The sequence below is a fragment of the Micromonospora sp. WMMD882 genome (assembly GCF_027497255.1).
Classification (GTDB): domain Bacteria; phylum Actinomycetota; class Actinomycetes; order Mycobacteriales; family Micromonosporaceae; genus Micromonospora.
Window position 1 is genome coordinate 6,311,210 of the sequence record NZ_CP114903.1, and the last position, 24,735, is coordinate 6,335,944.

At 73.3% G+C, this 24,735-nt stretch carries 19 protein-coding genes, 1 tRNA gene and 1 pseudogene; 12 read left to right on the forward strand and 9 right to left on the reverse strand.

Annotated features, from left to right (window positions below):
* Positions 1-10 precede the first annotated feature (10 nt).
* The 3 genes and pseudogenes from O7606_RS27340 to O7606_RS27350 form a co-directional block, all read right to left on the reverse strand.
* A complete protein-coding gene (locus O7606_RS27340; protein WP_281596865.1) occupies positions 11-955 on the reverse strand; it encodes a beta-ketoacyl-ACP synthase III in 945 nt (314 codons plus the stop codon).
* A 14-nt stretch (positions 956-969) separates the two neighbouring features.
* Positions 970-1,884: pseudogene (locus O7606_RS27345) on the reverse strand (ACP S-malonyltransferase); the annotation flags it as partial.
* 106 nt (positions 1,885-1,990) lie between these two features.
* Positions 1,991-3,211, reverse strand: a complete 1,221-nt coding sequence (locus O7606_RS27350; RefSeq protein ID WP_348651178.1) for a helix-turn-helix domain-containing protein — start codon at positions 3,209-3,211, stop codon at positions 1,991-1,993.
* Positions 3,212-3,282: 71 nt separating this feature from the next.
* On the opposite strand from O7606_RS27350, the gene O7606_RS27355 reads away from it, so the two are divergent.
* Complete coding sequence (locus O7606_RS27355; protein WP_281596868.1) at positions 3,283-3,939, forward strand: phosphatase PAP2 family protein; 657 nt, start codon at positions 3,283-3,285, stop codon at positions 3,937-3,939.
* Between the two features lie 598 nt (positions 3,940-4,537).
* Here O7606_RS27355 and O7606_RS27360 read toward each other — a convergent pair.
* Positions 4,538-5,179: a hypothetical protein gene (locus O7606_RS27360; protein ID WP_281596869.1), complete on the reverse strand. Its 642-nt coding sequence runs from the start codon at positions 5,177-5,179 to the stop codon at positions 4,538-4,540.
* A 246-nt stretch (positions 5,180-5,425) separates the two neighbouring features.
* Between O7606_RS27360 and O7606_RS27365 the strand changes: the two genes are divergently transcribed.
* Positions 5,426-6,016, forward strand: a complete 591-nt coding sequence (locus O7606_RS27365; protein ID WP_281596870.1) for a copper resistance protein CopC — start codon at positions 5,426-5,428, stop codon at positions 6,014-6,016.
* Positions 6,017-6,412: 396 nt separating this feature from the next.
* Here the strand turns inward: O7606_RS27365 and gltX are convergent, their stop codons facing one another.
* Entirely contained in the window at positions 6,413-7,822 is a 1,410-nt protein-coding gene (gltX, locus tag O7606_RS27370) for a glutamate--tRNA ligase (protein WP_281596871.1), read from the reverse strand.
* A 278-nt stretch (positions 7,823-8,100) separates the two neighbouring features.
* On the opposite strand from gltX, the gene O7606_RS27375 reads away from it, so the two are divergent.
* Positions 8,101-8,553 (forward strand): SRPBCC family protein, encoded by a 453-nt coding sequence (locus O7606_RS27375; protein WP_281596872.1) that lies wholly within the window; start codon positions 8,101-8,103, stop codon positions 8,551-8,553.
* A 117-nt stretch (positions 8,554-8,670) separates the two neighbouring features.
* Here the strand turns inward: O7606_RS27375 and O7606_RS27380 are convergent, their stop codons facing one another.
* From O7606_RS27380 to aceE, 3 genes are all read right to left on the reverse strand, one after another.
* Positions 8,671-9,597, reverse strand: a complete 927-nt coding sequence (locus O7606_RS27380; protein WP_281596873.1) for a hypothetical protein — start codon at positions 9,595-9,597, stop codon at positions 8,671-8,673.
* Positions 9,594-10,883, reverse strand: a complete 1,290-nt coding sequence (locus tag O7606_RS27385; protein WP_281596874.1) for a choice-of-anchor B family protein — start codon at positions 10,881-10,883, stop codon at positions 9,594-9,596. Before O7606_RS27385 ends, O7606_RS27380 begins: the two co-directional genes overlap by 4 nt.
* A 251-nt stretch (positions 10,884-11,134) precedes the next feature.
* Positions 11,135-13,885: a pyruvate dehydrogenase (acetyl-transferring), homodimeric type gene (gene aceE, locus O7606_RS27390; RefSeq protein WP_348651125.1), complete on the reverse strand. Its 2,751-nt coding sequence runs from the start codon at positions 13,883-13,885 to the stop codon at positions 11,135-11,137.
* A 325-nt stretch (positions 13,886-14,210) separates the two neighbouring features.
* Between aceE and O7606_RS27395 the strand changes: the two genes are divergently transcribed.
* From O7606_RS27395 to O7606_RS27405, 3 genes are read left to right on the forward strand one after another with little or no spacing between them, the layout of a single operon-like run.
* Entirely contained in the window at positions 14,211-14,657 is a 447-nt protein-coding gene (locus tag O7606_RS27395) for a hypothetical protein (protein ID WP_281596876.1), read from the forward strand.
* A 30-nt stretch (positions 14,658-14,687) separates the two neighbouring features.
* Positions 14,688-15,092: a YjbQ family protein gene (locus O7606_RS27400; protein ID WP_281596877.1), complete on the forward strand. Its 405-nt coding sequence runs from the start codon at positions 14,688-14,690 to the stop codon at positions 15,090-15,092.
* 48 nt (positions 15,093-15,140) lie between these two features.
* The gene (locus O7606_RS27405; protein ID WP_348651126.1) at positions 15,141-16,922 is read left to right on the forward strand and encodes a DUF4139 domain-containing protein; all 1,782 of its coding nucleotides are present in this window, start codon (positions 15,141-15,143) and stop codon (positions 16,920-16,922) included.
* A gap of 14 nt (positions 16,923-16,936) precedes the next feature.
* On the opposite strand, the gene O7606_RS27410 is transcribed toward O7606_RS27405, so the two are convergent.
* Positions 16,937-18,616 (reverse strand): alkaline phosphatase D family protein, encoded by a 1,680-nt coding sequence (locus tag O7606_RS27410; RefSeq protein ID WP_281596878.1) that lies wholly within the window; start codon positions 18,614-18,616, stop codon positions 16,937-16,939.
* A gap of 197 nt (positions 18,617-18,813) precedes the next feature.
* Between O7606_RS27410 and O7606_RS27415 the strand changes: the two genes are divergently transcribed.
* The 6 genes from O7606_RS27415 to O7606_RS27440 all read left to right on the forward strand — a co-directional run bounded on the left by O7606_RS27415 (position 18,814) and on the right by O7606_RS27440 (position 24,344).
* Positions 18,814-19,293 carry a MarR family winged helix-turn-helix transcriptional regulator gene (locus O7606_RS27415; RefSeq protein ID WP_281596879.1) on the forward strand — a complete coding sequence of 160 codons (480 nt, stop codon included), beginning with the start codon at positions 18,814-18,816 and terminating at the stop codon, positions 19,291-19,293.
* A gap of 81 nt (positions 19,294-19,374) precedes the next feature.
* Complete coding sequence (locus O7606_RS27420; RefSeq protein ID WP_281596880.1) at positions 19,375-21,753, forward strand: transketolase C-terminal domain-containing protein; 2,379 nt, start codon at positions 19,375-19,377, stop codon at positions 21,751-21,753.
* 112 nt (positions 21,754-21,865) lie between these two features.
* Entirely contained in the window at positions 21,866-22,303 is a 438-nt protein-coding gene (locus O7606_RS27425) for a DUF3052 domain-containing protein (protein ID WP_281596881.1), read from the forward strand.
* 65 nt (positions 22,304-22,368) lie between these two features.
* On the forward strand, positions 22,369-22,836 hold the full coding sequence (locus O7606_RS27430; RefSeq protein WP_281596882.1) for a peroxiredoxin: 468 nt from the start codon (positions 22,369-22,371) through the stop codon (positions 22,834-22,836).
* A gap of 79 nt (positions 22,837-22,915) precedes the next feature.
* A tRNA-Val gene (locus tag O7606_RS27435) sits at positions 22,916-22,987 on the forward strand.
* A 904-nt stretch (positions 22,988-23,891) separates the two neighbouring features.
* Positions 23,892-24,344: a GNAT family N-acetyltransferase gene (locus tag O7606_RS27440; protein ID WP_281596883.1), complete on the forward strand. Its 453-nt coding sequence runs from the start codon at positions 23,892-23,894 to the stop codon at positions 24,342-24,344.
* The last annotated feature ends 391 nt before the right edge of the window (positions 24,345-24,735 follow it).

Consider the following 24,735-nt stretch of genomic DNA (forward strand, 5'->3'; position numbering starts at 1 on the left):
ACGCCGGACATCAGGGACAGCGGACGACCTGACCGGCGTAGGTCAGGCCACCGCCGAAACCGAAGAGCAGCACCGGCGCCCCCGAGGGCACCTCCCGCCGCTCCACCAGCTTGGACAGGGCCAGCGGCACGCTCGCCGCCGAGGTGTTGCCGGACTCGACGATGTCCTTGGCGATCACCGCGTCCGGGATGCCCAGCCGCTTGGCGATACCGTCGATGATCCGGCTGTTGGCCTGGTGCGGCACGAAGGCGGCCAGCTCCTCGGGGCGTACCCCGGCCCGCTCGCACGCCTGCAGCGCCAGCGGGGCCAGCTCGGTGGTCGCCCAGCGGAACACCGCCTGCCCCTCCTGCTGCACGTACGGCCGCCAGCCCTCGATGCGTACCGCGTCGCCCTTCTCCGGGACCGAGCCCCAGACCACCGGGCCCACCCCGGCCGGCTCGCCCTCGGCGGTGGCGGTGACCACCGCCGCGCCCGCGCCGTCGGCGAAGATGATGCAGGTGGACCGGTCCGTCCAGTCGACGAAGTCGGAGAGCTTCTCCGCGCCGATGACCAGCGCGTTGCGGGACGCCCCGGCGCGGATCGCGTGGTCGACGGTGCCGAGCGCGTACGCGAAGCCGGAGCAGGCGGTGTTCAGGTCGAACGCGCCCGGCGCGGTGATGCCCAGCCGGGCGGCCACCCGGCAGGCCACGTTCGGGCTGCGGTCGATCGACGTGCAGGTGGCCACCACCACCAGGTCGATGTCGGCGGCGGTGAGACCGGAGTTGGCAAGCGCCTTGTCGGCGGCGAGGGCGGCCATGTCGGCGACGCTCTCGCCGTCGGCGATCCGGCGGCTGGCGATGCCCACCCGGTCCCGGATCCATTCGTCGTTGGTCTCCACGAGCTGGGCCAGCTCGTCGTTGGTCACCACCCGGGACGGCTGGTAGTGCCCCATGGAGAGAATCCGGCTTCCGCTCATGCCTGCTGTCCTCCGTGCCGGGCGATCAGGTCCCGAGCGGCCGGCAGGTCGTCCGGGGTGTTCAGGGTGACGATCTCGGGGAGCGCGACGGAGCCCTTGTACTCGCGCTTGATCAGACCGGCCAGCGTGCCGGCCGGGGGCAGCTCGATCACCGCGGTCACCCCCAGGTCGACCAGGCTGGCCATGCACAGATCCCAGCGCACCGGCGCGGTGACCTGCCGGACCAGCCGCCGCACCAGGTCACGGCCCTGCCCCACGGCGGCCCCGTCGAGGTTGGAGAGCAGGACCCGGGCCGGGTCGTCGACGGTGATCCCGTCGGCGAGCGCGGTCAGCGTCGCCTCGGCCGGAGCCATGTACGGGGTGTGGAACGCGCCGGCGACCTTGAGCCGCATGATCCGGGCGCCGGTCGGCGGCTCGGCGGCGAGCCGGTCGATCCCCTCGCTCGCGCCGGCCGCGACGACCTGGCCGGTGGCGTTGCGGTTGGCCGGGTGCAGCCCGTGCTTCTCGATCACGGTGAGCACCTCTTCGGCGTCACCGCCCAGCACCGCCGCCATGCCCGTCGGCTCGACCGCGCAGGCCGCCGCCATCTCCCGGCCACGCACCCCGGCGAGCGCGATCGCGGCCTCCGCCGACAGCGCTCCGGCCAGGGCGGACGCGCCCAGCTCGCCGACGCTGTGCCCGGCGGTGAGCCCCACGTCGTGCATCGGCAGGTGCTCGGCGGCGAGCAGCGACGCCGCGACGAGCAACGGTTGGGTCCGGGCGGTGTCCCTGATCTCGTCCGCGTCGGCGGTGACGCCGAGGTGCAGCAGGTCGACCCCGGTGAGCGCCGACCACCAGCGCAGCCGCGCCTCGGCGCCGGGAAGGCCGAGCCACGGGGTCAGGAAGCCGGGTTTCTGCGAACCCTGGCCTGGAGAGAGTACGGCGAGCACCCCTATGACTCTCCTTGATACTCGTGGGTCATGCGTTGTCGACAGACACCAAACCGCACTAGATGCTTTGGAGGGATCCTACAAACATCCCTGGTGACCCCGCTGATCAGCGGGTTTCTGCCCGCCCACCGCCCACGGTGGGTGTAACCGAGGTCACCGGATCGAGCCGGCCCACGGTCAGCGCCACCTGCAGGGCGAACGCCTCCCGGGGGATCAACGGGGACAGCCCGGTCACCTCGGCGATCCGACGCAGCCGGTAACGAACGGTGTTCGGGTGCACGAACAGCGTACGGGCCGTGCTCTCCAGCACCCCGCCGGCGGCGAGGAACGCGTCCAGGGTCTCCAGCAGCTCACCGCCGGCCCGGACCAGGGTGGCGTAGCAGTCGTGACGCAGCCGCCGCCGGGCCTCGGCGTCCCCGGCCAGCGCCCGCTCGGGCAGCAGCTCACCGGCCGGCACCGGGCGGGGCGCGGCCGGCCAGGCCGGAGCGGCCCGGTAACCGGCCAGCGCGGCGCGGGCCGACTCGGTCGCCTCGTCCAGGCTCGGCACGGCCGGGCCGACCACCACCGGCCCCTCGCCGAACGCGGGCAGCAGCTTCGCGCTGGCGGCCAGCGGATCGGCCGCCCCGCCGAGCACCACCACCAGCCGGTCGCCGTGCACCCCGCCGATCACCTCCACCCGGATCCGGCGGGCCAGCCGGTAGACGGTGTGCAGCACGGCCGCCACCTCGCCACCGGGGGAGCGGCCCACCGCCACCGCCACCGGGGGCGCGTCCGCCCAGCCCAGCGCGGCGGCCCGGCTGGCCAGCACGTCCGAGGAGTCGCCGCGCAGCAGCGCGTCCACCAGGAGGGCCTGGAGCCGGGCGTCCCACGCCCCCCGCGTCTCGGCGGCCCGCGCGTACGCCCGGGCGGCGGCGAACGCGATCTCCCGGGAGAAACGCAGCACCACCTCGCGGAGCTGCTGCTCCTCGCCGTCGGCGGCCAAGTCCGGGACCTGCTCCTCGACCACGTCGATGGTGACCTTGATCAACGCGACGGTGTGCTGGAGGCTGATCGACCGGGCGAGGGCCTGCGGGGCGGTGGCGAAGACGTCGTCGGAGACCTCCTGGGTGCTGTCCGCCCGACCGCCGCCGTCGCGCAGCCACTGCACCAGCGACCGGACGCCGGCCTGCGCCACCAGCATCACCCAGGAGCGCTGCTCGGCCGGCAGCGCCCGGAACCAGGGCAGCGTCTCGTCCATCCGGGCCACGCTGGCGGTGGCCAGGGCCCCCGCCGCCCGTTCGATCCGGCGCAGCGTGGCCCGCAGCCCGACGGACTCCGGCTCGCTCACCACGGCCTAAGCCTGACACGCGCCCCGCAGGTCACCGTGCCCCAGCCCCCCTGCCGTGCCATCATGCGGCGATGATCGCCCGTCCGCCCCTGTCCGTGCCGCTGTCCGCCCTGGCCGGCCTCGTGCTGCTGACGATTCTGGTCGTCGCGGGCTGGCCGCCGCTGGACCGCGCCGACCACGCGGTGAGCGAGACCTTCCGGGCGTACGGCGACCGCGCCCCAGCCCTGGTCGCGGCGCTGCGGATCCTCACCGACGTGGCCGCCACCGTCCCCTTCCTGCTCGCCGGGCTGACCGCCGCGATCGCCCTGGCGGCGCGCGGACGTCGCCCGGCGGCGGTGTGCTGCGCCACGGTCACCGTGGTCGTGCCGGCGCTGTGGGGCCTGGGCCACTGGCTGCTGCGCCACCCCCGCCCGCTGGACGGGTTCGTCACCGTGCACAGCAACGGCTTCCCGAGCGGGCACACCAGCAACGCGGTGGCCGCCGCGCTCACCGTCGTGCTGCTGCTCTGGCCCCGGCTGACCCGGACCGGGCGGACGGTGGTGGCGCTCGGCGCGGTCGGGTTCGCGCTCTTCGTCAGCCTGACCCGGGTCGCGTTGCTGGCGCACTGGCCGGCCGACGTGCTCGGCGGCTGGCTGCTGGCGCTGACCGTCGTCCCGCTGGCCGCCCGGCTGGGCACGCGCGTCGTCCGGGACAGCGCCGCGACCGCCTCCGCCACCCGTTCGGACTGAGCGCCCGGGTGGGCCGGTCGTGGCGCGGTGTTTACGCATGCGACGTACCGCGCGACGCCGCCGGCCAGTACGGTGACAGGGCACGGCGCAATTCGTGGAACTTCCATGAACGGCGATGGTGCGTCGCCGGCGGGGTCGACCCGACGGCAGGCGCGAGAAGTGGATCGCCTGCGGGCGAAGGCGAGCGTGAGGAGACCGCAATGGCGCACGGGGAGGCCGAGCACGGTTGCGTCCAGGGGGACCCGGCCCGCCCGGCGCACCCTGACCCGCAGGGCTCCGGCAAGCCTCACGGCCACCGACGGTCGCCCCTGGGCCCGCCGCCGGTGGGCTCGCCGCCGGCCGAGCCGACCGCTCGGCCCGTCGAGGAGGACGCGCCGGTGCCCCGGCCCAGGGTCGCCGAATGCATCGACCCGGAGCCGGCGTCGCAGCCGTCCTGCCGGAGCGAACAGCCCGGTTGGGCCGGCGCGCACCGGCACGGACCGGTGCGGCCGAGCCAGCGCGCGAGCCGCCGGGAGCGCCCGCCGCGTCGGTGGTGCTGACCGCTCACGTCAGTGGCGGGCCCTGCGGGTAGCGTGACCGACGTCACTGTCGGCAGTGGTCAGCGGGTACGACGTCGGATCAGCAGGGCGATGCCGGCCAGGCCGATCGTGATGGTGACCACCACGCCCGCGTTCAGCAGCAACAGCCGCTGCAACTCGCCGAGCGCCTCGTCGAGGTCACGCCCGGGATCCAGCGACTCCTCGGGGATCATCCGCTCACCACCGCCGACCCCGCCGCTGACCGTCTCGACCTGCCGGGGCAGGGGCACCCCGGCCGTCCGCAGCGTCTCCGACATGTTGAGCCGGCCGAGGAACCAGCCGTCCCGGGCCTTGCGCCCGTCGGGCTGCTTGGCCGGGCGGAACGCCCGCGGGCCGCCCTTGGCGAGCGGGTAGAGGTCGAAGGTCTGTTTCGCCTTGTCCCCGGCGAGCACCACGACCGTGTACTTCGGACCGAGATCGGCCGCCTTCGGGCCGGACGCTTCGCCGGTGGCGGCGAACCAACTGACCTGGTCGATGACCGCGGTCACGTGCGCGGCGTCCGTCTCGACCCGCAACCGGAGCGGCTCGGTCAGCCCCTCGCCGGTGATGTCCACCCCGGGCGGTGGTGGTTTCGGGGCCGCCGCGGCGACGCTGACCGGCGCCAACACGACCAGCATCACGCCGATCGCCGCACCGAGCAGTCGACTCACCCTCCGGACCATCGCCGCCTCCTCGCCCCGTTTCGATGGATGGCCTTGCCGCAGGTCACGTGCTGACTGGAGATGGCACGACCGAGTCCCACCGGACCGGGCCTCCATCTCAAAGACTCCGCCGAACGTTGCCTGGTTGCAGCTTCCCGATCAGTATTTGGAACTATCTGCGATCTCGGTCCGACTAACAACCAGACGTTCGACCGGTGGGCGGATCGTACCGTTACGGAGGAAAGCATGGGGGGCGGAGTCCCACGAGTGGCGGCTGGCTGGCTGGTCGCGATCGTCATGGCGCTCGGTGTGGCCTTGTGGCCGGCGGCGCCGGCCGCCGCGCACAACTCGCTGACCGGCAGCGACCCGCGTGACGGCGCGCGGTTGGCGCAGCCACCGACCCGGGTCGAGCTGCGATTCCTCGCCCGGCTCGATCCGAAGACGACGAAGATCACATTGACCGGGCCGGACGACGTGCCCGCGTCCCGGGGCGCCCCGACCTTCGAGGGCTCCCGGGTCCGGGTGGCGTTCGCGCCGGGCGCGGCCGGCCGCTACACCGTCGCCTACCAGGTCGCCTCGTCCGACGGCCATCCGATCAAGGGCGAGATCCGCTTCACGGTGACCACCGGCACGCCGGCCGACCCGTCGCCGACGACCGCCTCGCCCACGCCCTCCGCGGAACCGTCCACGCCGGCCGCCCCGACCGACGTGGCCACCACCGCGCCGGCCGTGGAGCCGGCGGCCGACTCCGCCGACGACGGTGGCCCGCCGGTCTGGCCCTGGGTTGTCGGAGCCGTCGCCGTGCTGGCCGCGCTCGCGGGCGGGCTCCTGGCCCGCCGCCGCTCCACGACGCGCTAGCCACCGCCATCGCTGCCGCCATCGCTGCCGCCACCGCCACCGCCACCGCCACCGCCACCGCCACCGCCGTCGCTGCCGTCGCCGGTGCCGGTGCTGTCGGTGCCGGTTGTCACTGTCGTTGTTGCCGGTGCTGTCGCTGCCGCGCGTGCCCCGGACACCGCCGGCGCCGGGGTCCCGGCGGCGTCCCGACCTCGCAGGCGGGCGGGCGGGAGAGGGGTGCGCGACAGAGACTGTCGAGCTGCCCCATATTCGGGGCAGAGGCATCGGGCCGCGACGGAAAGGACGGCCGCCGTCGCGGACGTCGCCCGACTCCGTGGCCCGTTCTGTGTCGGCAGCGCCCGCCGTCGGCAGCGCCCGCCGAGACGGCTGGTGGGTGGCGGTGGGGCGGTGGGGCCGTCAGGGGAGGCGGACCCGGGCGGCGCGCAGCCGCGCCAGGGCGCGCTCGCGGCCGAGCACCTCCAGCGACTCGAACAGCGGCAGCCCGACGGTACGGCCGGTCACCGCGACCCGGACCGGGGCCTGGGCCTTGCCGAGCTTGAGCCCCCGTTCGGCGCCCACCGCCTCCAGGGTCGACTTGAGCGTCTCCGCGTCCCAGGAGGTCAGCGTCTCGTATGCGGCCACGGTGGCGTCCAGCAGGTCGCCCGCGCCCTCCTTCATGGCCTTCGCCCACGCCGCCTCGTCGATCAGCGGGGACTCGACGAAGAGGAAGTCGACGTTCGGCACGATCTCGCTGAGCACCGCGATCCGGGTCTGCGCCAGCGGGGCGACCGCCGCGAAGGCGTCCGCGTCGAACTCGGCCGGCTGCCACGGCGGCGGCGCGATGGTGTCGGTGCCGGTGAGCCACGGCCGGCAGGCGTCGACGAAGTCCTCGACCGACAGCGCCCGGATGTACTCCCCGTTGAACGCGCGCAGCTTCTTCTCGTCGAAGAAGGCGGGGGAGGGGTTCACCTCCGACAGTCGGAACTCCTCCTCGATCACCGACCAGGGCACGATCTCCCGGTCGCCGGAGGGGGCCCAACCGAGCAGCATCAGATAGTTGCGCATGGCGTCGGCGAGGTAGCCCTCGTCCCGGTACGCCTCCAGGGCGACCTTGTCGCGGCGCTTGGAGAGCTTCTGTCGCTTCTCGTTGACCACCACCGGCACGTGCGCCCAGACCGGCGGCTCGACGCCTAGGGCGTCCCAGAGCAACTGCTGCTTGGGGGTGTTCGGCAGGTGCTCCTCGGCGCGGATCACGTGGGTGATGCCCATCGTCATGTCGTCGACGACGTTGGCGAGCAGGAACACCGGGGAGCCGTCACCCCGGGCGATCACGAAATCCTCGATCAGTCGGTTCTCGAAGGTCGGCTTGCCCCGGATCAGGTCGACCACCACGGTCACGCCCTCGTCGGGCGTACGGAAGCGCAGCGCCCGCCCCTCGCCCGACGGCAGGCCGCGGTCCCGGCAGAAGCCGTCGTAGCCGGCGTACTGCGAGCCGGCGCGGGCCTGCGCCGCCTCCCGGGTGCAGTCGCAGTAGTACGCCCGGCCCGACTCGTGCAGCCGGCGGGCGGCGGCGCGGTGCTCCTCGGCGTTCTGCGACTGGAAGTACGGCCCCTCGTACGAGCCGCGCTCGATGCCGATCCAGTCCAGCGCGGACAGGATGCCCTCGGTCCACTCCGGCCGGTTGCGGGCGGCGTCGGTGTCCTCGACGCGCAGCACGAACACTCCGCCCTGCTGCTTGGCGTAGATCCAGTTCTGGAGCGCCGAGCGGGCGCCACCGACGTGGAACATACCGGTCGGAGAGGGGGCGAATCGCACGCGTACCGTCACGCCCCCAGCGTACGGCCGCCCGTCGCCGGGGCGCGGAGGGGGCCCGGCCCGGCCGGGCCGCCGACGTGGACCGGGAGGTAACGCGGTCGGGAGGCCGGGAGGCGTCCGGCGTGGGCCGGGAGGTTCCCCGGGCGCGTGGAGCTGGAGCCCTATAGGCGGGGGCCGGACATCTGGCAAGGGTTGTCGGCGTGTCTTTTCGGGAATCCGTCCCTTTAAGTCCGATTTAGCGCATAGAGTGCCGAATATCGTGGGATGTCCGCAGTGGGGGAAAGATAGACATGATCCTCGTGGAACGCAGTGCGCACGTGGCGGCGCCGGTGGAAGCGGTCTGGGACGTGGTGCAGCGGGCCGAGCAGTTGCCGGCCTGGCTGGCCGGCGTCCGCGCGGCCGAGGTGCTCTCCGGAGAGGGCTACGGCCGCCGGCAACGGGTCCAGGCCGGGCGGGGCGCGGCGCACGAGGCGGAGGTGATCGCCTACCAGGAGCCCCACCTGATCGGCTGGCGGGAACGGGCCAAGGGCGCCGGCGCGCGGGCGGAGGCCCGCACCGAGATCTACGTCCAGCTCACCCCGAACGAGGAGGACGAGGCCGGCGGCACCGTGGTGCGCCTGATCGTCGTCCGCTGGCCGGCCGGCCCGGTGAAGGCGGCCCTGCTCCGGCTCGGTCTGCGTCGGGTCGGCGCCGACCTGGAGGACTCGCTCGCCCGGCTGACCGACCTGGCCGCCGTCGGTTGAGCCGGGCTTCGGTCAGGCGTCACCCGCGACGGCGGTGGCCCGGAGTTCCCGCCAGGAACTCCGGGCCACCGTCGCTCGTCACCGACCCGGCCCGCCGGGCGGTCGCCGTCGGGGCGCTCAGACGGTCACCGTGAACGCGGCCACCCGTACCTGGTCGAGGTGGCGGAACTCGAAGAACAGCCGGTAGGTGCCGGCGGACGGCACGGTCACCCCGAACGCCACCACCGAGCTGGGCTGACTCGCCGCCGCCGGGTGCACGTGCAGGTACGCCAGGTCGCCCTGACGCAGCGCCACCAGGTGCCCGAACGCGCCCAGGTGCGGCTGCAGGTCGTTCACCGGCGCGCCGTCGCGCCCCAGCCACACCAGCACCTGGTTGGCCGCGCCGGCCCGCAGACCGCCGTCCAGGGTCACCGTGTAGCCGTCCACCAGCACGGTCTCCTCCGGCGGCGGCAGCGGCGTCGCCGCGTACCGGCCGGGGACCGGCACGTCCACGCCCAGGGTGACCTGGCCGGGCGCGCCCTCCGGCCAGAAGTCGGCGACGGCCCGCAGCGGGCCGGGCACGGCCGGGGTGACGGCCACCCGCCAGACGCCGGCCGGCGACATCTCCGGGTGGACGTGCTGGTAGCCGGAGAGGTCCCGGCCGACCAGCACCAGGTGCATCCGCCGCTCGTGGTTCTCCCGGAACGCGGTCAGCGTCACGCCGTCCGCGTCGACGATCCGGAACGTCAGCTCACCCGGCCGGCCGGCGGTCAGCCGCGCCTGGTCCACGGCGAGCGTCCACCCGTCCCGGGACACCTCCAGCCCGCCGGGTCCGTGGCCCACGTGGGCGCTCGGGCCCGGCGCGGCGCGGACCGGCCCGCCGGCCGGTCCGCCGGCCCGTCCGGCGAGGAAGCCCACCGCCAGGGTCAGGCCGAGCGCCAGCGCCGCCGCCACGTACCGCCAGGCGGGCGGGGTGGCCGGCGGCGGCCCGGACGGGTCGGCGGGGCGGGGGCGCCCCGGACGGGACGCCCCCTCGGCGAGCGTGGTCGACCCGGTCGTCGTCACGACAACCGGGGTTGCAGGACGAACAACCCCTGCTCGATCCCGCTGACCACCACGATCCCGCTCGGGAAGTACGGGTACGTGCTCCACGCCCCGTTCATCGAGGCGCTGTCGCTGGACGGGTACACGTCGAAGTACCCGGCCTCGGTGGCCCGCCCGGCCGCCACGTCGCGCAGGTCGAGGATCCGCAGGCCGGCCCGGTAGTTGGCCTGGTAGCTGTAGTTGCCCTTGACGTACTGGTTGTGGTCGGTGGCGCGTACCCCGGACGGCGCGGCGTAGGTGCCGATCAGCCGGGGCGCGTCCAGGTCGGCCAGGTCCCAGAGGTACGTCTGGGTGGTCACGCCGCGCCGCGACTCGTCCAGCTCGTCGTCGAGCAGGAAGTACCGCTGGTTCTCGGTGAACCACCCCTGGTGGGTGTAGGCCCGCCCGGAGTAGCCGATCCGGGAGAGCTGCCGGGGCGCGGACTTGCTTGTCACGTCGACCACCGTGACGGTGTCCTCGTTGGAGCTGACGCAGATCTCCCGACCCGTGTACGTGGTGTCCGGCCCCCGGTACGTGACGCACTGGGTGTCGTGGGTGTACCCGTCGGTGCTGACGCAGCCCGCGTACGTCGGGGACTTCGGGGCGCGGATGTCGACCATGTGCAGGCCGCCGCTGCACGTGTTCGAGCCGACCGCGTACGCGTACCCGGTGGACTCGTTGATCGCGATGTTGTGCGAGTTGCCGAACTGGGCGTAGTGCGTGTCGGCCGTCCAGGTCTGCGGCGTGGTCACCCCGCGCAGCCGGGTCAGGTCGAACACCTGCATGCCGTGGCCGGAGACGTCGGCCACCACGTACGCGTGGTCCCGGTAGACCTTGATGTCCCGCCAGACCGCGGTGCGGTTCTGGTGGGCGGGCAGGTTGCCCAGGTAGACCGGCGCGGTCGGGTTGGACACGTCGACGAACGAGGTGCCGTTGCGCCGCCCGACGAGCGCGTACTCCTTTCCGGTCTGCGGGTCCCGCCAGCCCCAGATGTCGTTGGCCTGGCTGCCGCCGATGCTGGTCAGCGGCAGGAAGGACAGCAGGTCCACGTTGCGGCACGGGTATCCGGCCGCCTGGCCGTTGACGCAGGTGGCCGCCGCGGCGGCGGTCAGCCGTTGGGTGGGCTCGCGTTGCGCCATGAACTGTTGCGCCGAGGCCCGCCCGGCGGGCGTGGCGGGGTCGTGCGCCACCGACGGCGTGCCCGGCCCCAGCGTCGACACCACCAGGGCGCCGACGGCCAGGGCGAGACCTGTCCGGACGACTCGCATGTGCGCCTCCCTACCCGTCGCGCCGACCCGGTGGGGTCGGGCCGACGGGTGGACGGGCGCGACGGGAGTTGGCCCACCGGGTCGGCCCGGGCGCCCGCGACTCGCGCGCGACCGGTGCCCCTGTGGGGAAATTGTGGCTGCCCCATGTTGCGTTCGAGTGACAACGATCTATGTCAGTCGGGTCATACCAGCTACCCGCGACAAGGGCCCGGCGCGGTGTGTCCACCACGCCGGGCCCTGGGGCGCGTCGGTCAGGAGTCGCCGCCGGTCTCGCCGACCGGGGCCGCGTTGACGTCCTGGATCGCGTACTTGCGGGCCGCCTCGGCCGGCACCTCGGGGGCCACCACGCCGCGCAGCGCGAGCTGCCGCAGCGTCGCGACGGCCACCGACTCGGCGTCGACGTGGAAGTGCCGACGCAGGGCGTGCCGGGTGTCGGACAGACCGAACCCGTCGGTGCCCAGCGAGGTGTAGTCGCCCGGGATCCAGCGCGAGATCAGGTCCGGCACCGCGCGCATCCAGTCGCTGACCGCGACCTTCGGCCCGTCGGCGTCGGCCAGCTTCTGCTGGACGTACGGCGTCCGCTGCTCCCCGCCCGGGTGCAGCAGGTTGTGCTCCTCGCACTCGACCGCGTCGCGGCGCAGCTCCGTCCAGGAGGTCACCGACCAGACGTCGGCGGCCACCCCCCAGTCCTGGGCGAGGAGCTGCTGGGCCTTGAGCGCCCACTGCATGCCGGTGCCGGAGGCCAGGATCTGCGCCCGGGGCGCCTCGCCGGAGGAGTTGACCGACGGCGCGGGGGAGTAGCGGTAGATCCCCTTCAGCAGACCCTCGACGTCCACGTCGGCCGGCTCGGCCGGTTGCAGGATCGGCTCGTTGTAGATCGTGAGGTAGTAGAAGACGTTCTCCTGCGCGTCCCCGTACATCCGGTGCAGGCCGTTCTCGACGATGTGCGCGATCTCGAACGCGAACGCCGGGTCGTACGCGACCACCGCCGGGTTGGTGGCGGCCAGCAGGTGCGAGTGGCCGTCCTCGTGCTGGAGCCCCTCGCCGTTGAGCGTCGTCCGGCCGGCGGTCGCGCCGAGCACGAAGCCCCGGGTCATCTGGTCGGCCGCCGCCCAGAACCCGTCGCCGGTGCGCTGGAACCCGAACATCGAGTAGAAGATGTACAGCGGGATCATCGGCTCGCCGTGCGTGGCGTACGCGCTGCCGGCGGCGGTGAACGAGGCCACCGAGCCGGCCTCGTTGATCCCCTCGTGCAGGATCTGCCCGGTCGTCGCCTCCTTGTACGACAGGAACAGCTCCCGGTCCACCGAGGTGTACTTCTGTCCGTGCGGGGAGTAGATCTTCTGTGTCGGGAAGAGGGAGTCCATGCCGAAGGTGCGGGCCTCGTCCGGGATGATCGGCACCCAGCGCTTGCCGAACTCCTTGTCCTTCATGATGTCCTTGAGCAGCCGGACGAAGGCCATCGTGGTGGCGACCTTCTGCTTGCCCGAGCCGCGCTTGACGTCGGAGAACCGCTCGCTGCCCGGGATGGCCAGCTTCGGCTGGGCGGTGCGCCGGGACGGCAGGTAGCCGCCGAGCTGCTGCCGCCGCTCCTTCAGGTACGCGATCTCGTCGGAGGATTCGCCAGGCGTGTAGTACGGCGGCAGGTACGGGTTCTCTTCGAGAGCCTTGTCCGGGATGTCCAGGTAGAGGCGGTCGCGGAAGGACTTCAGGTCCTCCAGGGTCAGCTTCTTCATCTGGTGCGTGGCGTTACGCCCCTCGAAGTGCGACCCGAGCGTCCAGCCCTTGATCGTCTTGGCCAGGATCACCGTCGGCTGCCCGGTGTGCTCCATCGCCGCCTTGTACGCCGCGTACAGCTTGCGGTAGTCGTGCCCGCCGCGCTTGAGGTTCCAGATCTCGTCGTCGGAGAGGTGCTCGACCATCTTGCGGGTCCGCGCGTCCCGGCCGAAGAAGTGCTCCCGCACGTACGCCCCGGACTCCGCCTTGTAGGTCTGGTAGTCGCCGTCGGGCGTGGAGTTCATCAGGTTGACCAGCGCGCCGTCGGTGTCGGCGGCGAGCAGCGGGTCCCACTCCCGGCCCCAGACCACCTTGATCACGTTCCACCCGGCGCCCCGGAAGAACGCCTCCAGCTCCTGCATGACCTTGCCGTTGCCGCGCACCGGGCCGTCGAGCCGCTGGAGGTTGCAGTTGATCACGAAGGTGAGGTTGTCCAGCTCCTCGCGGGCGGCCACGCCGATCGCGCCGAGCGACTCGACCTCGTCCATCTCGCCGTCGCCGAGGAACGCCCACACGTGCTGCTGGCTGGTGTCCTTGATGCCCCGGTGGTGCAGGTACCGGTTGAACCGGGCCTGGTAGATCGCGTTCAGCGGGCCGAGGCCCATGGAGACCGTCGGGAACTCCCAGAAGTCCGGCATCAGCCGCGGGTGCGGGTACGACGGCAGCCCGCCGGCCGGGTGCGACAGCTCCTGCCGGAACCCGTCGAGCTGGTCCTCGCTGAGCCGCCCCTCCAGGTACGCGCGCGCGTACATGCCGGGGGAGGCGTGCCCCTGGTAGAAGATGTGGTCACCGCCGCCGGGGTGGTCCTTGCCCCGGAAGAAGTGGTTGAAGCCCACCTCGTAGAGGGACGCCGAGCTGGCGAAGGTGGAGATGTGCCCACCGACGCCGATCTCCGGCCGCTGCGCCCGGTGCACCAACATCGCCGCGTTCCACCGGATGTACGCCCGGATCCGCCGCTCGACGTGCTCGTCCCCCGGGAACCACGGCTCGTGCTCCGGCGGGATCGTGTTGATGTAGTCGGTGGTGGTCAGCGACGGCACCCCGACCTGGCGCTCGCGGGCCCGCTCCAGCAGGCGCAGCATCACGTACCGGGCGCGTTTGGTTCCGCGCTCGTCGATGACACCGTCGAGCGACTCGACCCATTCGCCGGTCTCTTCGGGGTCGATGTCCGGAAGCTGGCTCGGCAGACCGGCGGTGATCACCGGGCGCTTGCGTTCCGTGGCCACAGGCGTTCCCTCGGTTGTGTGTGGGATAGGTCTCTAGCGCCATCCTGCCCCGTGGTGGCACCCCGCGTCACGTCTGCGTCCCCCAGACGCGACGCTCAACACACGTACCCGCTGGTAACTTTCCGCCCCCGGTTCCAGCGCGACGCCCGCCCCCCGACCCGTATCCCTCGACCTCCTTTGCTCTGCTCCCACGGACGCGCCACTCACTCTGTGTGGCCGACGCGCCAGTGGGTGCAGAGCAAAGCCTCCGTGGAGGTGTTCATGCTCAGGGCGCGTGGGCCACCTTCGCCAGGGACGGTTGTCGACCTCTCCTACCGTGTCCGCCATGACGATCCGGAAGGTGACGGGCACCCTGCTGGTGCTGGGCGGTGGCCTCGGGCTGCTACTGGCGGTGTTCGGCGTGTTCGCGGGAGTGCTCGCCCTGGCGCCGTTCGGGTTGATCGGCCTGCTCCTGCTCGCGGTCGGGATGACGCTCGTCGCCACCGCCGGCGCGTCCGGCCGGCCCGGCGCCCACCCGCGTGGCCGGTACGCCCACAGCGGCCACCCCGGCCCCCACCACGCCGGCGCGTACCACCACGGCGGCGGGCGCCACTCCACCGACGGGCACGGGGACTGGTCCTGGCAGGAGGACTCCGGTCACCGGGGCTCATCCGGGCACGACACCGGGCACGCCACCGACAGCGGCTGGTCCGGTGGCTGGTCCGGCGGCGACAGCGGTGGTTTCTCCGGCGGCGACAGCGGTGGCGGCTCCTCCGGCGGCGGCGGTGACTGACCGGCGCCCGGCTACGGCAGAATGCGGCGTATGCGCAGTGAGGTGATCACCGTCCAGACCGGGTCGCGGCCGACCGTCCGGGACATCACCACCGAGGCCGAACGGTTCGTCTCCGGGCAGGGCGACGGGCTGCTGCACGTCTTCGTGCCGCACGCCACGGCCGGAGTGGCCGTCATCGAGACCGGGGCGGGCTCCGACGACGACCTGCTCACCGCGATCGACGCGGTGCTGCCCACCGACGACCGCTGGCGGCACCGGCACGGCTCGCCCGGCCACGGGCGGGACCACGTCCTGCCGGCGTTCGTCCCGCCGTACGCGACGGTGCCGGTGCTCGACGGGCGACTGGCCCTCGGCACCTGGCAGTCGATCTGCCTGGTCGACACCAACGGCGACAACCCGACCCGCAAGGTCCGGTTCTCCTTCCTCCCCGGCTGACCGTCGGCCCGCCCAGAGAGGGTGCGCCGTGACGCTATCCTCGCGCCGGTGAACGCAGACAACCCGTCGGTCCACCCCTCCGACGCCCCGGCGGTCGCCGGCAGCGCGCCGGTCGGGCCGGCCCACGCCCCGGTGACCGCCCCGGCGGTCACTCCGGCAACCGCGACCGACCTCGACGCGCCGATCGTCGCGGTGACCGTCTACGCCGACCGGGCCCGGGTCACCCGCCGGGCCACCGTCTCCCTGGCCGCCGGTGAGCACCGGCTGCGGGTCGGGCCGCTCCCGCTCAACCTGCGTCGCGACTCGCTGCGGGTCGGCGGGCGGGGGCCGGGCACCGTCCTCGGCGTCGACCTGCTCACCCGGCGTCAACCCCGCAGCACCGACCAGCAGGCCCGGGAGCTGGAGCAGCGCCGCCGCGCCCTCGCCGACGACCTGGCCGCGTTGGACGGGGCGGACGCGGTCGAGGCCCAGCGGGCCGAGTTCCTCGCCCTGCTGAGCCAGCGGGCCGGTGGCACGTACGCCCGCGCGCTCGCCACCGGGGACGCGGCCCCGGCCGACGTGGCGGCCTTCGCCGACTCGGTCGCCGGGCAGCTCACCGCCGGCCACGACCGGCAGCGGGAGCTGACCCGACGCCGTACCGACGTCACCGAGTCGCTCGCCGCCGTCGACCGGCAGATCCGCGAGCTGGGCGGCAAGCGGGCCCCGGACCGCCTGGTCGCCGACGTGACCGTCCTGGTCACCCCCGACGCCGCAGCCGCCCCCGACGCCGCCGCCCCCGACGCCGCCGCAGCCGCCCACGCCGGCGCGTCCGACGGCGGCCCGGACGCCGGCGAGCTGGAGCTGGAGCTCACCTACGTGGTGGACGGGGCGCGCTGGCAGCCGTCGTACGACCTGCGGCTGGTCGACGAGGTCGTCACGCTCACCTGGTTCGGGCTGGTCAGCCAGCAGACCGGCGAGGACTGGCCGGAGTGCCGGCTGGAGCTGTCCACCGCCCGACCGGCGGTGACGGCGACGGTGCCCGAGCTGTCGCCGTGGTACCTCGACCGGGTCCGCCCGCTGCCCCCGCCGATGCCGGTCGGGGCGCCCGCCCCGGGCGGTGGCGGCCTGCCCCGGGCGTCCGCCCCGGCCGCCGCGTTCGGCGGGCCGGAACGCGCCCGGGTCGGGAAGGCCGCCCCGCCGGTGCGGGAGAGCGTCGCCGAGGTGGAGCAGGGGATCGCCGCCGCCACGTACCGGCCGACCCGACCGGTCGCGGTGCCCGCCGACGGCACCGCGCACCGGGCCACCGTCGCGGTGCTGGAGCTGCCGGCGAGCCTGGACCACGTGACCGCGCCGGTCCGTGAGCCGGTGGCCCACCTGCGCGCCACCGTCCGCAACACCTCGTCGCACACCCTCCTGCCCGGGCCGGCGGCGATCTTCCACGGTCCGGACTTCGTCGGCGGCACCCGGCTGACGGCGTGGGCGCCCGGCGAGGAGACCGAGCTGGCCCTCGGGCTGGACGACCGGCTGCGGGTGGAGCGGAAACTGACCCGGCGCAGCGACACCCGGGCCACGCTCGGCTCGACCCGCCGCCGTGAGGTGGAGTACGCGGTGACCGTCGCCAACCACACCCCCCGACCCGCGACCGTGACCGTGCTGGACCAGTTGCCGGTCTCCCGGGACGAGGGCGTGGTGGTGCGGGAGACGCGGCTCGACCCCACCCCGGACGAGCGTACCGAGCTGGGCGAGCTGACCTGGCGGCTGCGGCTCGCCCCCGGCGCCACCGGCCAGGTCACCCTCGGCTTCCGGGTCGACGTCGCCAAGGGCGTCGACCTGGCCGGTTGGCGCGACTGAACCGCCCGCCCGGGTCAGGGGCGGCGGGTCTCGGCGTCGACGGTGAGTCGGCCGGCGTCGGTACGTGGGGCGGCGTCGGTCGGCGGCGCGGCGGAGCGGGCCCCCGGCGCGGTCGGCAACGGCTGGTCGTACGTCAGGTGCAGGCCGGGCACCCGGTCCTCGACGACGAACCGGGCCCGGGTGTGCGCGGGCGCGTCCGGTCGGGTCACGTACGGCAGCACGTCGAAGTCGGCGCTGAGCTGGCCCGGGGTGATCGTGGTGCGGACGTACCCGCGCAGGTTGTTCTGGAAGCGCAGGTGCGGGTTGAACGCCAACCACGGGTGCGCGCCGCTGGGCGAGTCCGCGCCGTCCCCGGTGGAGGTGACCGACGAGCAGACCAGCTCGGAGCCGACCGTGCGTGAGGTGGGGTCGGCGTAGTCGGCCTTCAGGTCGCTGGCCCAGTGCGCGTGCACGTCGCCGGTGAGCACCACCGGGTTGCGCACCCCGGCGTCCAGCCAGCCCCGGGTGATCCGGTCCCGGGAGGCGACGTACCCGTCCCAGGCGTCCATGCTGGTGACCGTGAGCGGTCCGGAGTCGTTGTCCCGCTGGGCGAAGAAGACCTGCTGGCCGATCAGGTCCCAGCGGGCCTCGGAGCGGCGGAAGCCGTCCAGCAGCCAGGCCTCCTGCTCCGCGCCGGTGATCGACCGGGCCGGGTCGTACGCCGCCGCGCAGCTCCGGTAGCCGTCGCCGCAGGCCTGGTCGTCGCGGTACTGCCGGGTGTCGAGCAGGTGGAACGTGGCCAGCCGACCCCAGCGCACCCGCCGGTAGAGCTGCATGTCGATGCCACGTGGGATCGACGTCCGGCGCAGCGGCATGTTCTCGTAGTACGCCTGGAACGCGGCCGCCCGCCGGGCCAGGAAGTCCGGCTGCGGGATCTCCGGCTTCTCGTACGCCTCGTCGGCCCAGTTGTTGTCGACCTCGTGGTCGTCCCAGACCACCAGCCACGGGGCGACCGCGTGCGCCGCCTGGAGGTCCGCGTCGGTCTTGTACTGGGCGTGCCGCTGCCGGTAGTTGGCCAGCGTGACCGTCTCCGGGCCCTCGTGGTCGCGCGGGTTCCCGCCGGGGATCGTGTAGGTGCCCTTGGCGTACTCGTACTGGTAGTCGCCCAGGTGCAGGATCAGCTCCGGCTCGGTCTCGGCCAGCCGCCGGTACGCGGTGAAGTAGCCGTGCTCGTACTGCGAGCAGGAGGCGAAGGCCATCGCCAGCGCGCCCGGCATGGCCCACGGCGCCGGCGCGGTCCGGGTCCGTCCCACCGGGGACGTCCACCGCTGCGCCCGGAACCGGTAGAAGTACTCCCGACCGGGCAGCAGGCCGTCCAGCTCGACGTGCACGCTGTGCGCGGACTCCGGTCGGGCCAGCACGCCGCCCCGCCGGACGACGTGCCGGAACCGTTCGTCGGCGGCGAGCTCCCACCGCACCGGCACCGGACGGGCGGGCATGCCGCCCAGCCCGTCCTCGGCCAGCGGTCGGGGCGCCAGCCGGGTCCAGAGCACGAAGCCCTGGTGGTCGGGGTCACCGGAGGCGACGCCGAGGGTGAACGGGTCCGTGCGCAACGGCTGGGCCGCGCCGGCCCGGGCCGCCGGGGTCGTGGTGACGGCGCCGGCGGCGCCGACCGCCGCGCCGGTCAACAGGACGGTACGTCGGGTCAACTGCACGATCTCTCCCTCTGTCGTACGACGAGGGGCAGCCTGCCGAGCCGCGATGGCGGCCAGGTGACGATCCGGGACACGTCGGCCGAACAGTCGCATCGGTGGGCGTGGATTGGGCTCCCTGGTCGGGCGGGCCCTCGACGACCGGGGCGGCGGTGGCCTGACCTGCGACCGGTCGTCAGGTCACCCGTAGGATGCCAGACATGACGCAGGTCACCTTGACCTCTGGCCCCGGCAGACGCGACCGTGCGGGACTGGCCGGGGACACCGTACGGCGGATCATGCAGCTCGCCGCCGCGATCCGCCACTACCAGGACGTCGACATCGCCGAGCTGGGGCTGACCCCGGCGGTCGCCCGGGCGCTGCACCAGCTCGACCCGGACCGTCCGATGCCGGCCCGGCACCTCGCCGACCAGCTCCGCTGTGACCGGTCAAACGTGACCGCGCTGGTCGACAAGCTGGAACACGCCGGTCTGGTCGAACGCCGGGTCGACCCCGCCGACCGGCGACTCAAGACGCTGGTCGTGACCGACACCGGACGCGAGATGCGCGCCCGGGTCCACCAGGTGCTGTCGGACTCCCGGCTGCTCGCGTCCCTCGGGGTCGACGAGCTGGCCGCGCTGCGTCAGCTCGTCTGGAAGGTCTCCGACGGCGGCTGCCCCGAGGACTGCCGCCCGGCCTGACCGGCCTGTTCCGACGGCGGCCAGGCCGTCTTCCGCGCGCCCGGGACGTGTCTGAGTGGGCGGGGTTGGTCCGCGTCGGTAATGCTGTCGGACGTGACCACCCCGCAAGATCTCGACGACCGGTTCCGGGAGAGCCTGGCCGCGCTGGCCGGCCCGACGCAGCGCCGTGACCCTGACCAGCCGGTCCGCGACGGCGCCGCGCTGACCGGGACGCAGGCGCTGGCCCTCTTCGACGCGCAGGTCATCAGCCGGCAGCTCGACCTGGCCGCGCGCTGGCTGCGTAGCTTCGGCGAGGGGTACTACACCATCGGCTCCGCCGGGCACGAGGGCAACGCCGCGGTGGCCGCCGCGCTGCGACCCACCGACCCGGCCCTGCTGCACTACCGCTCCGGGGCGTTCTACTGCGCCCGGGCCGCCCAGACCACCCAGGCCGCTCAGTCCGCCCAGGCCGCCGCGCCGTCCGCCGGGGAGAACGGGGACGCCGAGAGCGCGTACGTCGGCGCGGCCCGGGACGTGCTGCGGGGCATCGTCGCCTCGGCCGAGGAGCCGATCGCCGGCGGACGGCACAAGGTCTTCGGCCGGGCCGACCTGGCCGTCATCCCCACCACCTCCACCGTCGCCTCCCACCTGCCCCGGGCGGTCGGCATGGGGCTGGCCCTGGAGCGGCTGCGCCGGTCCGCGGACGGGCCCGCCCGGCGTACCGGGGGACGGGTCGGCAGCGGGGGCGGCGCGGCCCGGCTGCCCTGGCCGGCCGACGCCGTGGTGGTCTGCTCCTTCGGCGACGCCTCGATCAACCACGCCAGCGCCACCGCCGCGTTCAACACCGCCGGCTGGTGCGACCACGCCGGACTGCGGGTGCCGGTCCTCTTCGTCTGCGAGGACAACGGGCTGGGCATCAGCGTCCGCTCCCCGCAGGGGTGGGTGGCGACGATGCTGCGGTCCCGGCCCGGGGTGCGGTACTTCGACGCCGACGGGTGCGACCCGGTCGAGGCGTACGAGCGGGCGGTCGAGGCGGCTGCCTGGGTACGCCGGCACCGGCGGCCCGCCGTGCTGCACCTGAGCACCGTACGGCTGATGGGGCACGCCGGGGCGGACGTGGAGACCGCGTACCGCGGGGCCGAGGAGATCGCCGCCGACGTGGCCCGGGATCCGGTGCTCGCCACCGCGCGCGTGCTGGTGGAGAACGGCGTGACCGAGCCGGCCGACCTGCTCGCCCGGTACGACGAGGCCGGCTGGGAGATCCGCAAGGTGGCCGAGGAGGTGATCGCCGAGCCGAAGCTGGCCTCGGCCGCCGACGTGGTGGCCCCGCTCGCGCCCCGACGGCCCGTGCGGGTGGCGCGGGCGGTGGCCGACGCCGCCGCGCGGGCCGCCGGGCCGGGCGCGGCGGCCCGCGCGGCGGCGTTCGACGGGAAACCGCCGGAGGCGGCCGGTCCGCTCACCCTCGCGCAGAGCGTCAACGCGGCGCTCGCCGACGGCATGCTCGACCATCCCGGGATGCTGGTGTTCGGCGAGGACGTCGCCGCCAAGGGCGGGGTGTACGGGGTCACCAAGGGGCTGCGGGACCGGTTCGGCGCGTCCCGGGTGTTCGACACGCTGCTCGACGAGACGTCGGTGCTCGGGTTGGGGCTGGGCGCGGGGACGGCGGGGATGCTGCCGGTGCCGGAGATCCAGTACCTGGCGTACCTGCACAACGCCGAGGACCAGATCCGTGGTGAGGCCGCCACCATGCAGTTCTTCTCCCGGGGGGCGTTCCGTAACCCGATGGTGGTCCGGGTGGCCGGGCTGGCGTACCAGGAGGGGTTCGGCGGGCACTTCCACAACGACAACTCGGTGGCCGTGCTGCGCGACGTGCCGGGTCTGGTGGTGGCGGTGCCGGCGCGGGCCGACGACGCCGCGCCGATGCTGCGCTCCTGCCTGGCCAGCGCGGCGGTGGACGGCAGCGTGTGCGTCTTCCTGGAGCCGATCGCGCTCTACCACACCCGTGACCTGTACGTGGACGGCGACGGCGAGTGGCTCGACACGTACCAGGGCCCGGGTGGCTGGGTGGGCTCGCACGTGCCGGTCGGTCGGGCCCGGGTGTACGGCGTCGGCTCCGCCGAGGACGTCACCATCATCACGTTCGGTAATGGCGTGCGGATGTCCCTGCGTGCGGCGGCGCAGTTGGCCGCCGAGGGGGTGGGTACCCGGGTGGTGGACCTGCGTTGGCTCGCGCCGCTGCCGGTGCCGGACATCATCCGGGAGGCGTCCGCAACCGGTCGCGTGCTGGTCGTGGACGAGACGAGACGGTCCGGCGGGGTCGGCGAGGGAGTGATCGCGGCCCTGGTGGATGCCGGATATGTCGGCTCTGCCCGTAGAGTAGCCGCAGTCGACGCTTTCGTGCCGTTAGGTCCGGCGGCGCGCCAGGTGTTGGTCACCGAAGATGCCATTACCCAGGGTGCCCGCACGCTGCTGGCGCGGTAAATTCCGTTGCACCCGGTGAGCCACTTGCGCCGGAGGGCTGGAATGTGTGGACTTTGCCTAACGGTGTCGGTCGAGACGCCGGGAGCAGATTGAGACGAGGAGGCACGCGACAGTGAGCGCGACCGCTGGTCAGGCCGCCGACGGGGTACGCAGCCTGGCGGACCGGTTCGGGATCGAGCCGGGGATGGTCGTCATGGAGATGGGGTACGACGAGGACGTCGACCACGATCTCCGGGACGCCCTGACCGACCGCTGTGGAGAACTGGTCGACGAGGACACCGACGAGGTGGTCGACGCGGTGCTGGTCTGGTACCGGGACGGGGACGGCGACCTCTTCGAGCTCCTCGTCGACGCCCTCGGCCCGCTGGCCGACAACGGCGTCGTCTGGCTGCTGACGCCCAAGGCCGGGCGGGAGGGTCACGTCGAGCCGAGCGAGGTCGCCGAGTCCGCGCCGACCGCCGGGCTCCAGCAGACGTCCACGGTCAACGCCGGCCGGGACTGGAGCGGCGCCCGACTCGTCCTGCGGCGAGGGGCCAAGGGCAAGAAGTAAGTGACGGCCGGCGCCCGACCCGGGTGTGGCAGGCTGGTCCCACCGTGACTAACCAAGGAGCTTGCATGCCGATCGAGGTTGGCGCCGACGCGCCGGACTTCGTGCTCAAGGACCAGAACAACCAGGAGGTCCGGCTCTCGGACTTCCGCGGCGAGCGCACCGTCCTGCTGGTGTTCTACCCGCTCGCCTTCACCGGCGTCTGCCAGGGCGAGCTGTGCGAGGTGCGGGACAACCTCAACGAGTACGTCAACGACGATGTCCAGGTCCTCACCGTGAGCGTCGACTCGGTCTACGCGCACAAGATCTGGGCCGACCGGGAGGGGTACCAGTTCCCGCTGCTGTCCGACTTCTGGCCGCACGGCGCGGTCGCCCAGACGTACGGGGTGTTCAACGAGGTCGCCGGGATCGCCAACCGGGGCACCTTCGTGATCGACAAGGCCGGCGTGGTCCGCTTCGCCGAGATGAACATGCCCGGCGAGGCCCGCGACCAGCAGGGCTGGCGCAAGGCGCTGGCGGAGGCCGTCGCCGCCTGATCCCCACCCCGGCATACCGTTCGACCCGCCGGTGGCCGGCAGGTAAGCTGCCAGCCACCGGCGTGGCCGTACGGCGTCCGGGCGCGTAGCTCAGTGGGAGAGCACTCGCCTTACAAGCGAGGGGTCGCAGGTTCGAAACCTGCCGCGCCCACCCATCACCACCAGCGCGGAAACGCTTCCGAGGGTGGTTCACTCCGGTGTTCGTCCCGGTCAGAGCGAGATTCTTAAGGGTCTCGGCGAGTCGGGCGGTCTCGGGCGCGGAGCGGCGGGCGCGGCGGAGCAGGGTGCGCAGGGCGTGGTGGGCCGGTGGCGGATCTCGTTGGGCGCGATGTGGTGGGCGAGCAGCGGCGCGCGTTCGGTTTCGGGCAGCTCGCCGAGGCGTAGGCAGTGGCGGGCGACGTCGACGAGATGGGCGGCACGGTGTTCCGTCGGTAGCCGGTGGAAGAAGAACGTGTCGATGATCGTGTGGTGTCGGGTGAGCCCGTCAACGTGGTCACCGAGGTCGAGGCTGGTGACGACGCCGGTCAGGTCGACGGTGACCGGCCCGAAGGTGAGGCCGCAGCGGGGCGGGGCGTCGTCGAGGCTCGCGGCGACCTGGTCGGCCTGGTCGAGCAGATCGTGGACGGTTTGTCGGTCATCGCAGGCGGCGCCGGGCGCGGCGTGCAGCAGCAGGGCGCCGTGCCCCGGGAAGGCGCGTCGGGTCGGGCGGCGCGGTGGGGGCGGCGCGGTGGGCGACGGCGGCGGCGACTTCCATGCTGTGCCGTCTCGACGTGGCGGGCCGGGCGGAGGCCCGCTCCTCAGAAGGGTGGGTCGACGGCAGACAGTGATGGCTAGAGGCGGGGCGGTGGCGTGGCAATGCTGCCTGACGCCCAGGCGCGGGAGCGGGTACTGTCCGGATCATGCAGTGCTTCGCCGCTGGGCGTACCCGCTTCTGAGGGGCGGCTCGATCTGAGCCGCGAGTTGCCCGACCTGTTGATCAGGTCGGGCTGTTCGACGCACCCTTCAGACGAAAGGCACTGAACATCATGAATCTACGTCCGTTTCGGTCATCCGACATGGAGCCACTGCTCGAGCTGACCATCGCCACCTTCGGCCCGTTCTACGAAGACTCGTTCCGGTCGATCGTGGGCGACGCCATCATGGTCAACCAGCATGGCACCTGGCGTGAGGACTACCGCGAAATGTGGCTCGGGCTGCACGACCCGCAGAGCAACAAGCACGTTGTCATCGCCGAGGATGGCGACACGCTCCTCGGATTTGCCGCATGGCAGACGAACCCCGACAAGCACAGCGGTGAGATCGACCTCATCGCCGTGGCGGCGGATCAGCGCCGGCACCACGTCGGTACGGCGCTGTGCGCACACGCCTTCGAAGCGATGAAGCGGGCTGGGGTCGAGGTCGTATCGATCGGCACCGGGGGCGACCAGTTCCATGACGCGGCCAGGGCGTTTTACGACAGTCTCGGCATGACCGCCATGCCCTTGGTTCATTACTACATGGCCCTCTGACGGCTTACCGGTTGGTCGTCGATTGCGGCCAACCGGTATCCCGGTCCTCTCTGTCGTGGCGGCCGGCTTCCTCTGCTGGGCCGCACTGCGTCGACAGCAGCGGTGACCATGCCGCGGCCACCACTTCCCGGGTACGGACACCACGTACCGCCGGGCTCCGTCGGGTCGGGCGCCTGACCTGCCCCGTACGTGCCGCGTGCCTGCGCGAGCGCCCGCACGGCGGAGATCACCCTGTCCGCGGACCCGATCGCGTCCTCCGTGTGGGCCACGAGGCCGAGCTCCGCCCGGTGCCGGAGGACCTTGAGCTCGGCCTCGCCGCCGGAGGCGTGCCGTCCCGGGGACACCGGTGGACGCGTTCACGATCCTGGCTTCCGGACTCATCGCGACGGCC